The sequence below is a fragment of the Bacillus sp. Root131 genome (genome assembly GCF_001429475.1).
Lineage (GTDB): Bacteria > Bacillota > Bacilli > Bacillales > Bacillaceae_G > Bacillus_A > Bacillus_A thuringiensis_S.
In genome coordinates, this window is record NZ_LMJQ01000001.1 from 2,636,083 (window position 1) to 2,655,203 (window position 19,121).

The following is a 19,121-nucleotide window of genomic DNA, read 5'->3' on the forward strand; positions in this document are numbered from 1 at the left end:
GTGGGACAATGTTACGAGGTATTATCATTGTATTATTAACAGTCGGTGTAGTAGGAACAGGATACTGGGGCTATAAAGAGCACCAAGAGAAAAATGCGGTTTTAATTAGAGCGGAAAATAGCTATCAACGTGCATTCCATGATTTAGCATACGAAGTCGATTTATTACACGATAAAATTGGCACAACACTTGCGATGAATTCACGATCATCTTTATCACCTGCATTAGCGGATGTATGGCGTTTAACATCTGAAGCTCGCTCAGATGTAGGGCAACTTCCTTTAACATTAATGCCATTTAATAAAACGGAAGAATTTTTAGCGAATATCGGTGATTTTAGTTACCGTGCAGCCATTCGTGATTTAGAAAAAGAGCCTTTAAATGAGCAAGAATATAAAACGTTGCAAACTTTATATTCAAATGCAGGAAATATACAAGATGAACTAAGAAAAGTACAACATCTTGTTTTGAAAAATAATTTACGCTGGATGGATGTAGAAATGGCACTTGCATCAAATCGCGATCCAGCAGATAACACAATTATTGATGGATTGAAAACTGTAGAGAAAAACGTAACATCATATTCTTCTACAAACTTCGGACCGACCTTTACAAGTGCGCAAAAAAATAAAAAAGGCGGATTTGAAGCGCAAGGAAAGGCAATTTCTAAAGATGAAGCGGCGAAAATTGCAAAATCGTTTTTGAATTTAAAAGGAAATGAAAAAGTAGATGTTGAGAAAAGCGGAAAAGGTGCGAAAGAATCTTTCTATAGTGTGAAAATTAAAGATGAAGCAACGAACAATGAGTTTTATATGGATATTACGGGAAAAGGCGGATATCCAATTTGGGTTATGAATAACCGCGAAATTAAAGAACAGAAAGTTAGTTTAAACGATGCAGGTAGTAAAGGTTTGAAATTTTTAAAGGACCATAAGTTTAATAATATGGAGCTTTATGATAGCTCTCAATATGATAATGTTGGTGTGTTTACGTATGTAGTAAATGAAAATGGAGTACGAATTTATCCAGAAGCAATCCAAATGAAAATTGCTTTAGATGACGGTTCTATCGTAGGGTTCTCCGCAAAAGAATATTTAGCGTCGCATCAAAAACGAACAGTTCCATCGGCAAAGTTAACTGTAGCAGAAGCAAGAAAGAAAATCAATCCGGATGTGAAAGTAATGGAAGAACGTAAAGCTGTAGTAGTCAATGATTTGCATAATGAAGTACTTTGCTATGAATTTGTAGGTACTTTAGGAAAAGATACGTACCAAATATTCATTAATGCTAATAGTGGGGCCGAAGAAAAGGTAAAGAAAATGCAAGCTGTTGAAAAAATTTATGATTAAACCTTAATAGTGAAGTGGTGAAAATAATGAAAACTCTAATATATATATTGATGCTTTGCTTCGTTATAACTGGATGCAGTATTGGAAAAAAAGACAATCCAAACGAAAAGCCGGAACAAAAAAATGTCTCAATGAAAAATGTTAATTATACGAATAAATCAAATAAGCCAAATGAAAAAGCAGCAGATCATTTAGCATCTTTAGCTGCAAGTGTGCCAGGTGTGAATGATGCGACAGCCGTAGTAGTCGGCAAATATGCAATTGTAGGTATAGACGTAAAAGCAAAACTTGATCGAACTCGAGTTGAATCAATTAAATACTCTGTTGCAGAAAGTTTAAAAAATGATCCTGACGGTGCTAATGCAGTCGTTGTAGCAGATGTTGATACGTATGAACGCCTCAAACAAATTGGAAAGCAAATTAAAAAAGGAAAAACAGGTGAAGGTATACTAGATGAATTAGCGGCTATTGTGGGCCGAGTAATGCCACAAGTTCCAAATGATATGATTGAAAATAGAGAAACGAATCCAATTAAAGATAATGATAAACAATTACCAAAAGATGAAAAACAAGAGCTAAGAAAAGAACAGGATGATCAATCAAATAATCATTTGAATAAATGAAATTAGCCTCGTACTTAATTGTACGAGGTTTTTGAATATAATATTAAATATTCAGTTTATTTTTAAGGGAATATATGGTTTAATTATGATGGGAGGGACAACTGTTATGATGAAAAAAAGCGCATGTATATTGTTTAGTTTTTGCTTAGGTTTCAGTATGACAGCGTGTGAACAGAGAAAAGAAGTGAAAAATCAAACAGCAACTTCTTCTACTGTGATGGAAAGGCAACAGAAAGCGTCTATCAATATAAACCATTTCTCGAACATAAATGAAGGAATGACTTATACAGAAGTAAAAGATTTAATTGGTTGTGAAGGGGATTTACTTATAGAAGAAGGGGTAGAGCATTCTACACAAATTAAACAAATTTTTGCTTGGAAAGGAAACGATCCAAATTCATTTGTTGAAATTACCTTTTTAGATGGAAGAGTGCATTCAAAAGTACAGCAAGGTATAAGTTAATAAGCAAAAAATGGGAGAGTTTGGCATGAACATACACACAGGGGAAATTCAATTAGTTCCGTATAAGGAGAAATATAAAGAAGTTATACAAACATTTACTTTACCAAGTGAACAAGTTCAGTTTACATCAGATCCAAGCGCATTACTGGAGAAAGCAAAAAGTGATCGTACAAAAAATGTGATTGTTATTTTAGATTACAATGGGGTACCGGTTGGTCTTTTCGCATTGCAAACGGGAGATAGAGTAAAGGAGTTTACGGATAATGAGGATGCTTTACTTTTAACATCATTTTCTATTAATCACAATAGACAAAGAAAGGGATACGCTAAAAAGTCATTGTTATTATTAGAAGAGTTTGTAAAACGTTATTTTCCAATAAAAAATGAAGTTGTACTTGCTGTGAATGAAAGAAATATTCCTGCACAAAATTTATATGCAAAAGTCGGCTTCCAAGATAAAGGTTTTAGAAGAATGGGACCAATTGGCCAACAAATAATAATGCATTTACCTATAATGAAATAATGAGATAGAAAACTTACTCTTGAATATTCATGTAGTAGGTTTTTTTATTTTAACAATATATAATATATGTATATAAAATGAAACAGAAATGAAGGATATAAAAAATGAATCAAGATAGACAATGGAATATTGTTGGGGGAAGAGTGATTAAAACTGGGATTGCAGTTTTTCTTACAGTGTTAGTTTGTAAATTTTTTAACATCCCAACTATTTTTGCTGTAATAACAGCAATTGTTACAATTGAACCAACTGCAACAGACTCAATAAAAAAAGGGTTTATTCGCTTTCCGGCCTCAACAATTGGATCGGCATATGCCATGACTTTCACATTTTTCCTAGGCCATCAAGCAATTTCTTATGCATTAGCTGCGATGTTTACGATTGTTACATGTCAAAAACTAAGGTTACATGCGGGAACATTAGTCGCGACTTTAACTGCTGTAGCTATGATTCCAATTACGGCAGATCATTATTTTACTGCATTTTTAATTCGTTTAGCTACTACATCTACTGGTATTATAGTATCTACTTTAGTGAATTTTTTCATTTTCCCACCACACTACACGAAAACGATTTTTGGATGTACAGAGGATCTATTTGCTAAAACAGCAAATATTATGGAAGAATGGATTACTGCATTACTTGCAGGAAAAGGTATGAAAAAGGAGACAGCTCAGGATCTATCTAAATTGACTTTATTATTGCATAAGGCGATACAATTTGTTCAATATGAGCAGAAAGATTGGAAATATCATCACCATACAAAGAAGGAAATGAGAAGCTTTTTACTTGTACAAAAGCAATTGCATTTATTACAGCAAATCATTTACCATATAGATAATTTAGCTCGAGTGTCAATTGAGACCTGTGACTGGTCACAAAGTGAAAGGGAAATATTACAACAAACAACTTATTCTATAATTGCTATATTGAGAAACCGTTGTAATGAAATTGATGAGGAACATTTTAAACTTATTGCTGAATTAGACAAGCAATTTTGGAGTTATAAAAATGATTTAAAAGATTATAAACCAGATCATTATCATCACCATTTTTCAAGTGAATCTATTATTTTATTTGAGGTATTATCTATTCATGATATGTTAGAAGAATTAAAACAAATATCCGAGAAATATGAGTGGGAAAATCAATTCAGTTGATAAATTCATTTTATTGTGGGGGAATAATATGACAATTTATGTTGCACTACTAAGAGGAATCAATGTCGGTGGACATAAAGTAATCAAAATGGCTGATTTAAAACGATTGTTTGAATCAATAGAATTAAAACATGTGAAAACATATATACAAAGTGGTAATATCGTGTTCGAATCTGAGGAAGGTATAAACTTTCTAAAGGACCGAATACAATCTGAAATGAAAAATGAATTTGATTTCGATGTTCCAGTCATGCTAAGAACACATGATGAATTTATAAATATTATTAAACAATGTCCGTATGAAGTTCATTCATTGTTAGAAGGAGAAAGTGTTCATGTTGCTTTTTTAGCTAATGTACTTTCTGAAGAAGAGAGTAGTAAATTGCTTACATTTAAAAGTGAACTTGAAGATTGCTATATAGATGAGAAGGTTGCTTATTTGTTTTTCAAAAATAGCATTCGAAATTCTAAATTAATGAACCAGTTTCAGAAGTTACATACACCAGCTACAGTTAGGAATTGGCGGACTGTGAATAAATTAAAAGCAATTGTAGAGAGTATGTAAATATAAAAAGATGAGGTTTTCTACATGTAGAAAACCTCATCTTTTTACTTATATTGTTTTGCAACTATGAGTTCGACAATAGGATAAATAAAGAATGAAGAGCAAATTGCGATGAACAGAGGGAGGTTTTTAACGCCATCTAAATTAGCCCCCATAGAAAATCCTTCGGAGAAGATTAATAAAAGGAACATTATAACTACAAGCACAAAATACGCAATTTTAAAGCTTTTATATGTAATTTGTTGGCCCATTTCATCTTGACTTTCTTCTGATACACCGTGGGGATCTCCCCAAGTAATGTGATTAATTAAATTACTAAGTATTAACGAAATAGCAAAAATCGTACTACCCAAAATAGAACCTTCAGTGATGTATTTATATGTGCCATGTACTATTATTGCAATTAATGCTAAAACAATGATGATAAAAATAGTTTTTTTAGTATTCAATAAATAATTGCCCCCCTCGATTGTAAAAAACTCTTTACAAATATAAGTATAAAATTGGAAAAGTATCATGTCAAATACTTTTTACATAAAATATGTAAGTATGCAATATTTTGGTTTTATGATAAATAAAAAATTACAATACATTTGAATGTAAAAGAATGGGCTCGCATATATTTGGAAGGGATGTCAGATTAATTTAGGGGGTAGTTATGTCTATACTTTTAAAAGCTGGTGCAGATGCAGGAAACAACGGTTTGAAGTTAATGGTGAAAGGGCAAGACCCTATTTTTATTCCGAGTATTTATTCTTTATATATAGGTGAGCCTACAGGACTCTTAGATGAGGTAGATGTTTCATTATCTGAATTAGAAAACCACATTGATGTGACTATAAGTTCGCCATCGTTAATGCTAAATAATGTACGATACATCGTTGGAGAAAAAGTCATTCAAGATCAATTAAAAGGTACTGAGGTAGAGAAGAAATCGAATAAGTCAACGGATGAGTTAATGGTTATTACAATACTATCAGGTTTGGCGGTAAGCGCTATGCGTCAAAGTCCAACTTCTAGCCATATTAATATTCGTTATGATTTATCTGTCGCTCTTCCTATGCAGCTTATTACACAAGAAATAGCTGCTGAAAATGCAAAACGTTATATGGGAAATCATAAGGTTATTTTCCATTATCCGAACGGACGCGATGTGACAATTAATGTTTCAATTGAGTTTTGTAAATGCCTGCCTGAGGGCGCATCTGGGACGTGGGGCATTGTATACGATGAAGAAGGAAATGTTGTGAAACATAAAATAGAATGTGAGCCGAATCAAGTTTCTGAAATTGATTTTGTAGATAAGACTCTACTCTCTTTTGATATTGGTGCAGGGACGACAGAAGAAGTTGTTTCATTAGGGGTAAATTTCCGTCCGCAACTAAGTAAAGGTTTATCTTATGGTGTAAAAGAGACGTTATTACAAATTATCACGAGATGGAACCGAAAGTATCCAACTAAGACGATTGATAGTATTACAGAATTCAATCAAATTTATTTAAATGATAAGCATCCGAGAAATACCTTATTAGTTGAGGAATCACAGCCGGCACTATTAGGTTTAGCAGCTCGTGTTGCAACAGATATTATAAATAAAATTGATGATATGAAAGACGATCCATACGTGTTTATTTATGGCGGTGGTGCAGTAATTATTAAAAACAGTTTAAAAATGATTTTAAAGCAAAAAGGACGACTCAAAAATGTAATCTTTGTAGATAATCCGTTATTTACCAATGCACGAGGATTATTAGTCTATACTTGTTCGCCAAAATATAGAGAGCATAAGCAAAAAGAGTTAGGATTTACAAACTTAACGATAAGTTAGTTGGTGGAAGTATGCGATCTAGGCGATATAAACGTGGTGATCGAGTAAAAATCAATATTCATAAATCGGTATCACCTGAAATGCTTGCGTGGCTGAATAAACAATCAAATCCAACTAATTTCTTCTTTTTTGCTGCGCAGCAACTATTTAAACAAGTAGGAGATATTGACGTTTCTAAAGCTTTACCAAGCAGCCATGTTTTCTCATTATATGTGGAGCCTTCATCCTTATTAAAAGTTGAAGTAAACCCTTTTAAAAACATGACACTAGAAACAAATACATCCACCGAAAATGCAAAAAAAAAATTATGGGAATCTGTTGATCAATTAGATTGTCCATTTTTTTAAACATAGAAAAATATAAGAAGTCCCATCACTATACATACGAATACAGTGATGGGTTTTTGTTTGTAAATAGAAGGGGCACAATATAATTTGTGCCCCTTTTGTTAATTATTTGTTTGTCTAAATTTCAGATGTATGTTTAGAAACAGCAGTAATTATGTTTTCCCAGTCATCTGGATGGTTTTCATGGCCTGCCCCTTTAAGAGTTAATAGTACTGAGTTTGGAATTTCATCAATTAGTGCGAGGCCATGTTCGAATGGGAGTGCTGTATCATCTGTTCCGTGAATAACCAATGTAGGTGCTTGTATGGAGTGAAGTACACCTTCATATGCATCATCACCTTGAAGTAAAGCATGATTAAACATACTTAATAAATTATTTGCGCGTTCTATTTCTTGTTTTACTTGTGTATAAACTCTATTTTCATCAAATATTCGTTCTGATCCACATAATAGACGAGATCCTGAAACTAAATACTCTGCCACATCGTTTTTATTTGTCCAATCTATACTTGTGCCATTTACATGATGTGTTAAAATTCTTTCATCGATTGGAGGTAAATCGCGAGTATTGTCATCAGATCCTATTACACTAGTCGCTAGTAAAGTTAGCGTCAAAATTCTTTCGGGATGTTTTATAGCGGCAATTTGAGCAATCATACCACCTAATGACATACCAAATAGGTGAGCTTTATCAATATGATAAGCATCTAGTACTCCAATTGCATCTTCAGCCATATCTGTTACTGTATAATTGGAAGTTCTAGGTTCGTAGGCAACAGAGCGTCCAACATCACGGTTATCAAAGCGAATAACAAATTTCCCCGTACTAGCCAACAGCTCACAAAACTCTTCGTCCCAATAAACCATGGAACATGTAGCGCCCATAATTAATAAAATAGCAGGGTTCTTAGGGTTCCCAAAGCTTTCTGTACATATATCAATTCCGTTTATTTTAAATATCTTTTCACTCATATAGTTAGCCTCATTTCTTTTGAATTTAATTAATAAAACAGTTTTGGATGATTCTAAGATGTGTGTAAGATTTGTTTTGAAATTCATCCAGTATTAACGAGCAGTAGGAGCCCAATTGGTGAGGGCTGATTAAAGTTTCACTTTATAATGCTTCTTGCATAATTACCCCCAAAAATAATTATATGGTAATTCAAGACAAAAAAATTTGAGAAATAATTGTATGTTATTAAAATAAACAGCAAGGAGGAGAGTAAATGAAAGCAATTGTTATTGATCGATATGGTAGTGTTGAAGAATTGAAAGAAAGACAAGTTTTAAAATCGGTTGTTAAGAATAACGAAAAAGCTCAACAATAAATAATAGCCCATACTACACATTGTCATTTTCGGGTATTATTTATTGTTGGCTATTGTGTTATTACTTCTAACAAATACTGTTTCGTATTGTATCATGTAATTTCTCTAATCCAATTGCCATATCTTTCTCGTTTAACATTGAATAGCTAATTCTTAATTGGTTATCATTTGTTTCGTAGTTTAATAGACAAGCTGTTCCTGGTAAAAAAGAGACATCTACTTCATTTGCTTTTTGTAATAAGGTAAAGGGATCTATCGAATCAGGCAGTTTCACCCATAAATTAAAAGCGCCATTTGGTATCTCAAAGTTTAGTCCTTTTAATGGCGATAGTATATCAATTGTTAAATCACGTCTCATTTGTAAAGCTGTACGTAATTTTTCTAAATGATTTTTCATACGTTCCGCACGTAAGAAAGGTAGAAGTGCCTTCTGTGTTAATAAAGGACTACCGATATCCATGGAACCTTTCACTGCATATAGCCATTCAAAAATAGGACCATCGGCAAAAAGTGCTGCGATACGGAGTCCTGGTGCTAACGTTTTACTAAATCCTTTTATATATATCACGTGGCCATCCTTATCAAAACTTTTGATTGGTGGTGGGACTATAGCACCTTCAAAATATATTTCTCCGAAAGAATCATCTTCAATGATAAAAAATTGATATAGCTCCGCTAGTTCTATAAGTTCCATTCTTCGTTCTTTACTCATTACTGTACCTGTCGGGTTCTGGAAGGTGGGATTTGTATACAATAAAACAGGATTTTTACTTTGACAAATATCATCAATTAAGTCGGAGCGAACTCCATGATTATCAAGAGAAATAGGAATGATTTGAACACCTTTATTGATGAAAACGTCAAGCGCAGCACTGTAACATGGAATTTCTACTAATACGATATCTCCAGGTTTTAATAATGTTTGAGCAATTAAATCAATTCCTTGTTGTGCTCCGCTTGTAATTAATAATTGAGATGGGTCCGTCACTAATTTCTGGTGTTCATTTAAGTAATTTGCTATTTCAACTCGCAGTTCATAATCGCCTTGAACTGGCCCATAAGTTGCTAACAACATCGGATTTTTATCTAGCAATTTATGCATTTCGTCTGCCAAAAATGGATTTGGTAACAGACGAGGATACAGAATTGCTTGTGAAAAATCATAATATTTACGGTGCTTATTCATTGCATATTGAGAACGCATAACATTAATAGATCTTGATTGTTGCCATTTATACGGTATCGGTTTGAAATCTTTCTTTACACGTTTATATATGTAAGCACCTTTTCCTTGTTCGATGCGTATATACCCTTTCGTTTCTAACTGTTTATACGCTTTACGAACAGTTAATACATTGATTTGTAAATCTGTGGCCATACAACGTAAAGAAGGAAGGGATTCACCATGTGAAAGCATACCACTTTGTACTCTTTCAACAATTTGCATATATATTTGCTTGTAATACGGTATGTTTGATTCTTTACGCAATACAATCTTCATAGTTTCACCTATTTTTCTTTTTAATTTAATTAAAGCGAAAAATATATAGGGAATCAACTACAACTTGAAGTAACTGTTATATGTATTGATACACTGTTATACACCATACCCTCTATACTCATTTTAAGAGTAAAAAGGAGGAAGAAAAATGGTCATTTTTAATTACATTTTAGTATGTATTATTTTCGGGACAACATTTTTAACAATAAAAATTGGAATTGAAGCAGGGGCGCCACCGTTGTTTTCAGCAGGAATTCGATTCTTTTTAGCGGGCATAATCCTTATGATTATTTTTAAATTAAAGCGAAAAGAAATTATGCCACATATATTTTCAAAACGTATTATGTATGCTGGATTTTGTTTAACATTTATGACATTCGCAAGTTTATATTGGTCAGAACAATATATTTCTTCGGGATTAGCTGCTGTTCTTTCTGCTACGGGACCAATGATGATTTTATTAATACAAGCAAAGAGGAATAGGGAGAAATTACAAAAGGAACAACTCGTTGCCTTAGTTATTGCACTAATAGGTGTTATATTTGTTTCTTTACCAGGAATGCATCAACAAGTAAGTTTCATATGGAGTATTGCTTGTATTGTTTTAGTTATAGGAGAGTTATTTTACGGAATAGGCTCTATTCGTTCGAAAGAAATACTTTCAGATTTATCAAATGTATCACCATTTCTTATTAACGGAATTCAAATGTTTTATGGAGGGATTTTACTATTAATCGCATCTATTATTGTAGAACAACCAAATGTAACTGTATTAACTTCATGGAGTGTACAATGGCCTATTTTATATCTCATATTTATCGGATCGATCGGTGGACACGGATTATATTACTGGCTCTTATCAAAAACAAACCCAGTATTTCCATCGACGTGGTTATATGTATCACCATTAATAGCAATTATCGTAGGTTATATCGTATTAGGAGAACCCTTAAATCCTACAATGGGAATGGGAGCTTGTCTTATATTGATTGGTGTATTTTTGGCCAATCGTTCAACACTACGGACTTATTTCAAAAAAGGGCGGTTATTAGAGAAGGAGATGTAGTTTAATAAAGCAACAGCCCTGTATATTACAGGACTGATAAAATCAAAAACACAGTTGGAAAAATAACCAACTGTGTTTTTGATAATTAATTCACTTTTTTAATAAAGCCTTTATAATGACGTTTTACAAGCTGGCTTTCTAACGTCTTCATAGTTTCTAGTGCTACACCGACAATGATAAGTAAGCTTGTACCACCAATTTGAGCAGAAGGTGGTAACGTAGCAATTTTCGTGAATACGAGCGGTAATATAGAAATTGCACCTAAGAAAATTGCACCAATAAATGTTAAACGGTATAAAATTTTAGTTACATATTGTTCAGTTGCTTTACCAGGACGAATACCAGGAACATATCCATTTTGCTTTTTCAAATTCTCAGCCATTTGTTCAGGATTTACTTGAATAAATGCGTAGAAGTATGTGAAAGCAACGATAAGACCGACATAAAGTGTCATTCCAATTGGATGTGCGAAATCAAGATTTGCAACTAACCATTTTGATACGCTTGAATCAGGGAAGAGCTGCGCAATTGTACGCGGCGTCATTAAAAATGCAGAAGCAAAGATAACTGGTATAACACCAGCACTATTTACTTTAAGCGGTAAATGAGTGTTTTTTGCTCCTTGATATTGATTGTTTCCTGAAACAGCTTTTGCATATTGGATCGGTATTTTACGTACAGCTTGTTGAATGTAAATAACACCAACAACTATCGCTAAAATTACGAGTCCAATTAAAACAATTTTTATTATGTGCATAAATAGCTGATCGCCAGCATTTTGGAATTGTTGTAAATAAATTTGATTTGCAACATTTGGAATCGCGGCAACGAGACCTGCGAAGATAATCATCGAAATACCATTACCAACTCCGTTAGCGGTAATTTGTTCGCCTAACCAAAGTAAAAATGCAGTACCTGCAGTTAAAACTGTCGCAATAAATAAGTATGTAGTCCAGCTTTGATCTGTTATTAATTGTCCACCTGCTATATTATTAAAGCCATAAGACATTCCGATGGCCTGTATGAATGCGAGAATGATTGTAAAGTATCGAGTGAATTGAGCTGATTTCTTACGGCCCATTTCTCCTTGCTTTGCCCATTCCGAAAACTTAGGTATAACATCCATTTGTAGTAATTGTACTATGATGGAAGCTGTAATATATGGTGTAATACCTACAGCAAAGATTGAGAAATGTTGCAATGCTCCTCCACCAAATACGTTTAACATACCTAGAACGTTAGCTTGATCTTGTACTTTTAATACCTCTGCGTTAGTATGAGGAACTGGAATAAACGTGCCAATTCGAAAAACGATTAACATCGCTAGTGTAAAAAGGATTTTCCTTCTTATCTCAGCTACTCTCATGAAATTTGAAATCGTACGAAACATTATGTCGCCTCCTATATTTTTATCAGTAAAAACTGATTATTATACCCTATGAAGTAACCACAAACCTCCTTCCGCACTAAATTCATTTGACAAATGGATTTTCATACACTTTGTAGTTTTCACGGATATAAAAATATAAGGTGTTATATAAGCGACCTATACACTTTTCGTAATCATTCAATACCCATAATATATCGAATAAATTAACAAATGTACATACATACGCATTAAAAATGAATAAATAGGGCCATTTTTTACATTTATTTAATGATAAATTGATAGGACATTATTATTCACGATTGTTATACATGTTATAAAAATAAAGGTGAGCCATTATGATTTATAACTAATATTCATTCAAATGTGTCAGCTAATAGTGTCTCCCAATCTTTAAAGGATAATTTATCATTTATATGTTTTAGTGCGTTAGGTACAAAAATATGACAAATAAGTTCTAAGCTATTACCATCTGGATCAATAAAATAAACAGATGCATTACCTTGATGTGGACGGACAAATGGTTCAATAGATTCATTACTCCCAAACGGAACAGCTTTAATTTGAAGTGAGTGTAACCAATATAATGATTCTTTTAAATCCTCATATGAAACTCTAAATGCAATATGACGTAAAGAAGGATGATATTTTGTTTCGTATTCAGAGCCCGCCCATAATCCTAGCCAACTTTTCCCATCCTCAATCCAAAAGAATGCTGTTGATTCATCGCTCCAGGCTAACTTCAACCCTAGTTTTTCATAAAATCTGATAGATTGTTGTAAATTACTCACTGGTAAATGCGCTTCGTATATTCCTTTAATCAATTAAAATCCTCCACCTTTTTATTTTCTTACAATTAATATATCGATTTAAAAAGAATGTAAAATCAAATAAAAGTATGAAAGTACATACTACTTTAGTAGTAGTAATAGTAATCAATTATATTTCAATTAAAATTCATCTCCCGCTGATTAAAGTTTCACTTTATATGATTAGAGAATTCTTTTAATTTAAGAAGGAATAAATGTTAAAAAAAGCTAATTAAACAGTGTACATATTTATAGGGGAGAAGATATAAATGAAAGTTGTTATAAAAAAATTACCACCATTAGAAGTAGCGTATATAAGACGAACTGGTAGCTACTTTGAACCGCAAGATCACTGGGGGAAGTTACTGAACTGGTCAATTGAAAATAAACTGTATCCACCAGAGCAATCATTTATCGGAATATCATTAGATAATCCTGAACTTGTTGCAAGTCATAAGTGCCGGCATGATGCATGTGTTACGATTCCTGAAAACTTCGATAAAGAAAAGTATCATGATGTGCAATTTAAAAGATTAGATGGAGGTACATATGGTCTATACCAGTTCTATGATGAACCTCATAAATTAAGTGAAGCGTATCAATACATGTATGCAGAGTGGCTACTAAATAGTGAGTATGGTGCAGATTATGATAGAGATAATTTAGAGTTTTGCTTAAATAATCTTGCTGAAGATCTAGAAGGAAAGTTAAAAGTTGATTTATTTGTGGCTTTAAAATGAAATTGGAATAGTAGTGAAAGAAAATCTGTTTTCGAAGATAATATTTTTAGCGTAGAAATTTAAGTATGTAGGTTGCAATGAAAGGAGAATCCGCATGGATACATTTGTAAATGACAAGTTTTATGAAACGAGAAATCAATTAGTTGAGGAAATTTCTTTGTTGAGTGATGCTCAATTTAATAGGAAACCAGATAAGGATAAATGGAGTATTGCACAAGTTTGTCATCATTTAGTTTTATTAGATGAAAGAGTGATAACAGTTATTTCCTCAGGGTTAAAAAAGTTAGATAGTACCCAAAATGAGCGTAAAGAAATTCACACTATTTTATTAGATAGAACGAAAAAGTTTATAGCTCCAGAAATGATTGAACCAAGTATAGAACCATTTGAAGTGGAGCAAATGCTCAATATGCTAAACGAATCAAGAAAAGAATTGATGCGTTTTCTGAGTACAATAGAAGATGAATCTAAATTAGTAAAAAAATCAGTGATGCATCCAGCTCTTGGAGAATTATTTCTTGATCAGTGGATAGAATTAATCTATTTGCATGAACAGCGTCATATAGAACAAATCAAAGAGATAAAATTGCCTTGTGAAATTGAAAAGTAAAAATCATTCCCTGTTTATTGATGCGTATTATAAACAGGGGAAACGATTGATTCATATTGATTCAGAAGAAAACAAAAATAGAATGAAATTAGTTGAAAGTAACCAATAAGCTTAAGAAAATATAAAACTATCCGATTTTCTGTATAAGTGTAACCCCGTCTTAAATGAAGAGCGGGGTTATTTTTTTTGAAAGTGTTTTTATTTAGAAGGAAATAAATCAGCAACGAAATTCAAAAAATTAATCATCATAACATATTGTATATGCACGTTTTAATAAATTGAAATGATAATGAATGATATATCCTTATTTTGAAAGTACACTTCACACCCTTAAGGAAGGGGTATTCTGTCAGGAAACGATAAAATACAATTCTGTTAGGGGATGTATGCAATTTATTCTCTTTATTTTTGCAACAGAACCACCTTCAAAATTATCTTTTGTAGTTGAAGTTTCCCGAATAATAAGTTACATTTTTAAAGTTCAAACAACTTTACGAAAGTACAAAAAGGGGAGAAATATTATTATTATGCAAAAAATGAAATGGAAGAACTATGTATGTTACTTTGTAATTCTATTACTGCTCGGAACAGCAGTAATAGTCAAACCACCTATCTCTAAGGCTGAGGAATCTGAAGTTAATATTACATTGTTAGGTACTGCAGATATTCATGGCAGATTTATGCCTTGGGATTATGCGCTTGATGGAGCAAATATGAGTGGAAGTTTGACGCAGCTTTATACGGTTATAAAGAAGGTCCGTCAAGAAAATCAAAATACCATATTAGTAGATGCCGGGGATACAATTCAAGGAAACTCAGTAGAATTATTCAACGATAAGCCACAATCGCCAATGATGGTAGCGATGAATACAATGGGATATGACGCCTGGGCATTTGGAAATCATGAATTCAACTTTGGATTAGATACATTGAAAAAAGTTAGTGAGCAATATAAGGGAAAAACGTTAGCAGGAAATATTTATAAGGAAAATGGAGAGCGCTTTCTTCCTGCATATACAATTGTAGAAAAAGGTGGAATTAAAGTTGGGATTATTGGTATGAATACACCAATGATTAGTGATTTTGAAAAAGGGACAGATCACTTAAATGGTTTAGTGGTGAAAAATCCGGTAGAAGAGACGAAAAAGGCAATTAAGGAATTAGAAGGTAAAGTAGATGTAATGGTAGGAGTTATGCATATGGGATTAGAAAATGAGAATGGTATCCCTGGTACTGGTGTTCAAGATATTGCAAATGCTTGTCCGGAACTAAGCGCTATTTTTGCGGCTCACATGCATAAACTTGTAAAAAAAGAAGTTGTAAATGGCGTAATTATTACAGAGCCAGATAAATATGGAACACATATTTCACGTATTGACCTTACTTTTACAAAGCAAGATGGGAAGTTGGTTTTAAAAGATAAAACTGCTACCGCTATACCTGTAAAAAATGCTGATGGAACAACGATATTATCTGATCCTACACTTGAAGAAACACTAACACCTTTTCACGAATATGCGAGAGGAGATGCAAATGTTGTAGTCGCTCAATTAAAGGGTAGAAATCTTGTTCCTGAAAATGAAATAAAGGGTATTCCAAGTGTTCAGATTCAAGAAACACCTTTATCAGATTTCTTTCATGAAGTCATGCTCTACTACAGTAAAGCAGATGTAGTAGCCCATCAAATTGATAATGATTATGCCCGTTTGGATACAGGTCCTATTAAGAAAAAAGATATTGCGTATAATTACCAATATGCCTTGGGAGAGATTACAGTATATAAGATTTCTGGAAAAGATTTAAAAGACTATATGGAATGGGCAGCAGGATATTTTAACTCATCTCGTGCCGGAGATGTAACCGTTAGCTTTGATAAAACCCGCCGTGCATCTAAATACAGTACGAACGATTTCTTTGGAGGCGTAAAATACGAAATTGACTTAACAAAACCATACGGAAGTAGAATTACAAATTTACGCTCTATTCGTACAAACAAACCAATCAAAATGAGCGATGTTATGACGCTGGGAATGAATGCATACAGAATGGAGGCTCTTCAGGCAAAAGGAGGAGCTTTAGAGGGGCGTAAGTTTGAACAAATTTGGTCATCTAAACAAGAGAATGCATTTGGAGAAACAGGTGGAACCATTCGTAACCTTGCTATTACATATTTAAAAGAGGTAAAGAACGGTGTATACACGCCAAAAGTTATGCGTAATTGGAAAATTACTGGTGTAGATTTACATTCTTCAGAGCATAAGGCTGTAGTTGATCTTGTGAATAAAGGGATTTTAGAAATTCCAAAAACAGAAGACGGAAAATACACAAATATAGCATCTATAAATACGAAAGATTCAATTACAAAAGAAGAGATTGTAGCACTCTCACAAAAAGCAAATATTAATCCAAATCAGTTTAAGCATATAAAAACGAAAGGTGAATTTTACAAAAAACTTAGTAGGATTACTAAAAAAATATAAATTATAAGGTTTCTTATAGTAATTGTTATTTAGAGGTAAGTATACTTTTATTACAATGAATATAGATAATTAATAACTAACCAATTGGATGAGCGCCTATAAGGACTCTCTTTTATTCAAATTAATGTACATATGTGTTCCGTTCATTATTTATAATATTGACCACAATTTATGTAATTTTGCATAATGTTACATAAATTGTGTATTTTCTCTTTTTTCCGACAGAAATAGACAGTATACTTTGTACAAGCTTTCTATTTCAAAAATTATACGAGGTGAAATAATGAAAAACACAAAGACATTAACTAAGGTAGCATTAACAACAGGATTAGCTTTAACAGCTGTGGCACCATATGGGGTAGGTCATGCAGAGGAAACAGATCAGTTACAAGTTCAAATTCAGGAGGAATCGTTCCGTTCGGGTGAACTTACACAACCGTCACAAAAGGCACCAGAAAATGTAGTAAAGGATGCACTTAAGGAGAAAACAGAGCAAGCTCTGTCCCAAAAACAAGTCAATGGAGAAGCAGGAGTAGATTATAAAGTCCTTCAAAAACGTGGTTCGTATGATGGAACTACACTTGTACGTATGCAGCAAACATACGAAGGAAAAGAAGTATATGGCCATCAATTAACTGCACATGTAGATAATAATGGTGTTATTAAAAGTGTTTCAGGTGATAGCGCGCAAAATTTAAAACAAGAAGAATTGAAAAAACCTATTAATCTATCAAAAGATGAAGCAAAACAATTTATTTATACGAAGTACGGGAACGATATCAAGTTTATTACTGAGCCAGAAGTTAAAGAGGTTATTTTTGTTGATGAAAATAATGGACAAGCTAAAAATGCATACCAAGTTACCTTTGAAGCCGCAACACCAAACTATGTTTCTGGTACTTATTTAGTAAATGCACAAAATGGTGATATGTTAAAAAATATGGTACAAGAATCTAACTTAAAAGCTAGTGACAAACTAGTTGGAGCTTTAAAGAAAAGTAAACAAAGCAGTCTTACATCATTAACTGGAACAGGAAAAGATGATTTAGGTATTTCTCGTTCATTTGGTATCTCTAAACAAAGTAATGGCAAATATGCTCTTGCTGATTATACAAGAGGGCAAGGGATTGAAACATATGATGTGAATTACAAAGATATTACTAAAGAAGAAAGCTATTATCCTGGTACATTAGCGACTAGTACTTCGGCAACATTTAACGATCCCAAAGCGGTAAGTGCTCATTACTTAGCAACAAAAGTATTTGATTTTTATAAAGATAAATACAAGCGTAATAGCTTTGATAATAAGGGACAAAAGGTAGTTTCAGTTGTACACGCTTGGGATTCTGAAGAGACGAATGATCCGAAGAATTGGCAGAATGCATTAAGTGCTAATAATGGAAGTATGCTTGTATATGGTGATCCTATTGTTAAAGCATATGACGTAGCTGGACATGAATTTACACATGCTGTTACTTCTAGCGAATCTAATCTTGAATATTACGGGGAATCCGGTGCGATTAATGAGGCACTATCTGATATTATGGGAACATCTATTGAGAAATACGTAAATAATGGAAACTTTAACTGGACAATGGGAGAACAAACGGGATCTGTTTTCCGTGATATGGAAAACCCAGCTTCTGTTCCATCTTCACTTGGAGTACCTTATCCAGATGATTACAGTGAATTTAACGATTTTAATGGATGGGATCAAGGCGGTGTTCATTTTAATTCAAGTATTATTAATAAAGTTGCGTATCTCATTGCAAAAGGCGGAACTCATAACGGAGTGACTGTTAAAGGAATTGGTGAAGATAAAATGTTTGATATTTTCTATTATGCAAATACTGATGAGTTAAACATGACTTCTAATTTCAAAGAATTGAGATCAGCATGTATTCGAGTGGCAACTAATAAATATGGTGCAAATACAGCTGAAGTTCAAGCAGTTCAAAAGGCATTTGATGCAGCAAAAATTAAGTAATTTAGAAATATAGTTATCATTCATATATTAATACATTATGAAAAAACAGCTAATATCATTTTAAGGATATTAGCTGTTTTTTTACTTAGCAATGTATTGTTGGAAATAAACTGACTAAGCAATAATTAGGTGCGTTATCTGTAAGAAGTTGCGACAAATAAATAAGGTTTAAAGTGTGTAAAAACAGAAAATTAATAATATATTGACCTCTTGATAGAAAGTCTATAAAATGAAAGCGATAACAAACGATTGCTTTAAAATGATTTCCCTGACCTTTTAGCATTTACAAATATATGAGGGCATACACAAATCTATTTTTTTAAGCAATTTATGCAAACGCTTCCGTATTAAAAGG

The 19,121-nt window shown here is 32.9% G+C and carries 18 protein-coding genes; 13 read left to right on the forward strand and 5 right to left on the reverse strand.

The features are described 5' to 3' along the window. Positions 1-8: 8 nt before the first annotated feature. The 6 genes from ypeB (at position 9) to ASE54_RS13315 (ending at position 4,683) form a co-directional block, all read left to right on the forward strand. Positions 9-1,349, forward strand: coding sequence for a germination protein YpeB (gene ypeB, locus ASE54_RS13290; RefSeq protein ID WP_000943737.1), 1,341 nt, complete (start codon positions 9-11; stop codon positions 1,347-1,349). Positions 1,350-1,375: 26 nt separating this feature from the next. Continuing rightward, positions 1,376-1,972: a YhcN/YlaJ family sporulation lipoprotein gene (locus ASE54_RS13295; protein ID WP_000854056.1), complete on the forward strand. Its 597-nt coding sequence runs from the start codon at positions 1,376-1,378 to the stop codon at positions 1,970-1,972. A 106-nt stretch (positions 1,973-2,078) separates the two neighbouring features. Further along, positions 2,079-2,435 carry a hypothetical protein gene (locus ASE54_RS13300; RefSeq protein WP_000976437.1) on the forward strand — a complete coding sequence of 119 codons (357 nt, stop codon included), beginning with the start codon at positions 2,079-2,081 and terminating at the stop codon, positions 2,433-2,435. Positions 2,436-2,445: 10 nt separating this feature from the next. Further along, positions 2,446-2,958, forward strand: coding sequence for a GNAT family N-acetyltransferase (locus ASE54_RS13305; protein WP_003309562.1), 513 nt, complete (start codon positions 2,446-2,448; stop codon positions 2,956-2,958). Between the two features lie 104 nt (positions 2,959-3,062). Continuing rightward, positions 3,063-4,118 (forward strand): aromatic acid exporter family protein, encoded by a 1,056-nt coding sequence (locus ASE54_RS13310; protein ID WP_001070855.1) that lies wholly within the window; start codon positions 3,063-3,065, stop codon positions 4,116-4,118. A gap of 28 nt (positions 4,119-4,146) precedes the next feature. Continuing rightward, the gene (locus ASE54_RS13315; RefSeq protein ID WP_000158573.1) at positions 4,147-4,683 is read left to right on the forward strand and encodes a DUF1697 domain-containing protein; all 537 of its coding nucleotides are present in this window, start codon (positions 4,147-4,149) and stop codon (positions 4,681-4,683) included. Between the two features lie 44 nt (positions 4,684-4,727). Here the strand turns inward: ASE54_RS13315 and ASE54_RS13320 are convergent, their stop codons facing one another. After that, complete coding sequence (locus ASE54_RS13320) at positions 4,728-5,132, reverse strand: hypothetical protein (RefSeq protein ID WP_001093136.1); 405 nt, start codon at positions 5,130-5,132, stop codon at positions 4,728-4,730. A 209-nt stretch (positions 5,133-5,341) separates the two neighbouring features. Here ASE54_RS13320 and ASE54_RS13325 point away from each other — a divergent pair, with 209 nt between their 5' ends. Next, positions 5,342-6,511 (forward strand): ParM/StbA family protein, encoded by a 1,170-nt coding sequence (locus ASE54_RS13325; protein WP_000025620.1) that lies wholly within the window; start codon positions 5,342-5,344, stop codon positions 6,509-6,511. Between the two features lie 11 nt (positions 6,512-6,522). Then, positions 6,523-6,858, forward strand: a complete 336-nt coding sequence (locus ASE54_RS13330) for a hypothetical protein (protein ID WP_001257762.1) — start codon at positions 6,523-6,525, stop codon at positions 6,856-6,858. Positions 6,859-6,975: 117 nt separating this feature from the next. Here the strand turns inward: ASE54_RS13330 and ASE54_RS13335 are convergent, their stop codons facing one another. Together ASE54_RS13335 and ASE54_RS13345 are read right to left on the reverse strand one after the other, a co-directional pair. Beyond that, the gene (locus tag ASE54_RS13335) at positions 6,976-7,830 is read right to left on the reverse strand and encodes an alpha/beta hydrolase (RefSeq protein ID WP_001290767.1); all 855 of its coding nucleotides are present in this window, start codon (positions 7,828-7,830) and stop codon (positions 6,976-6,978) included. Between the two features lie 423 nt (positions 7,831-8,253). Beyond that, positions 8,254-9,687, reverse strand: a complete 1,434-nt coding sequence (locus ASE54_RS13345; RefSeq protein WP_014895271.1) for a PLP-dependent aminotransferase family protein — start codon at positions 9,685-9,687, stop codon at positions 8,254-8,256. A 148-nt stretch (positions 9,688-9,835) separates the two neighbouring features. Here ASE54_RS13345 and ASE54_RS13350 point away from each other — a divergent pair, with 148 nt between their 5' ends. After that, positions 9,836-10,753, forward strand: coding sequence for an EamA family transporter (locus tag ASE54_RS13350; RefSeq protein WP_000234339.1), 918 nt, complete (start codon positions 9,836-9,838; stop codon positions 10,751-10,753). A gap of 85 nt (positions 10,754-10,838) precedes the next feature. On the opposite strand, the gene secY is transcribed toward ASE54_RS13350, so the two are convergent. Beyond that, entirely contained in the window at positions 10,839-12,143 is a 1,305-nt protein-coding gene (gene secY / locus ASE54_RS13355; protein WP_000490135.1) for a preprotein translocase subunit SecY, read from the reverse strand. A gap of 353 nt (positions 12,144-12,496) precedes the next feature. Further along, entirely contained in the window at positions 12,497-12,964 is a 468-nt protein-coding gene (locus ASE54_RS13360) for a VOC family protein (RefSeq protein ID WP_000589643.1), read from the reverse strand. Between the two features lie 254 nt (positions 12,965-13,218). Between ASE54_RS13360 and ASE54_RS13365 the strand changes: the two genes are divergently transcribed. The 4 genes from ASE54_RS13365 (at position 13,219) to ASE54_RS13380 (ending at position 18,766) form a co-directional block, all read left to right on the forward strand. Further along, entirely contained in the window at positions 13,219-13,689 is a 471-nt protein-coding gene (locus ASE54_RS13365; RefSeq protein WP_000869613.1) for a GyrI-like domain-containing protein, read from the forward strand. Between the two features lie 94 nt (positions 13,690-13,783). Continuing rightward, positions 13,784-14,299: a DinB family protein gene (locus ASE54_RS13370; RefSeq protein ID WP_000379374.1), complete on the forward strand. Its 516-nt coding sequence runs from the start codon at positions 13,784-13,786 to the stop codon at positions 14,297-14,299. Between the two features lie 527 nt (positions 14,300-14,826). Further along, entirely contained in the window at positions 14,827-16,779 is a 1,953-nt protein-coding gene (locus ASE54_RS13375) for a 5'-nucleotidase C-terminal domain-containing protein (protein ID WP_014895270.1), read from the forward strand. A 283-nt stretch (positions 16,780-17,062) separates the two neighbouring features. Then, complete coding sequence (locus tag ASE54_RS13380) at positions 17,063-18,766, forward strand: M4 family metallopeptidase (RefSeq protein WP_000799184.1); 1,704 nt, start codon at positions 17,063-17,065, stop codon at positions 18,764-18,766. The last annotated feature ends 355 nt before the right edge of the window (positions 18,767-19,121 follow it).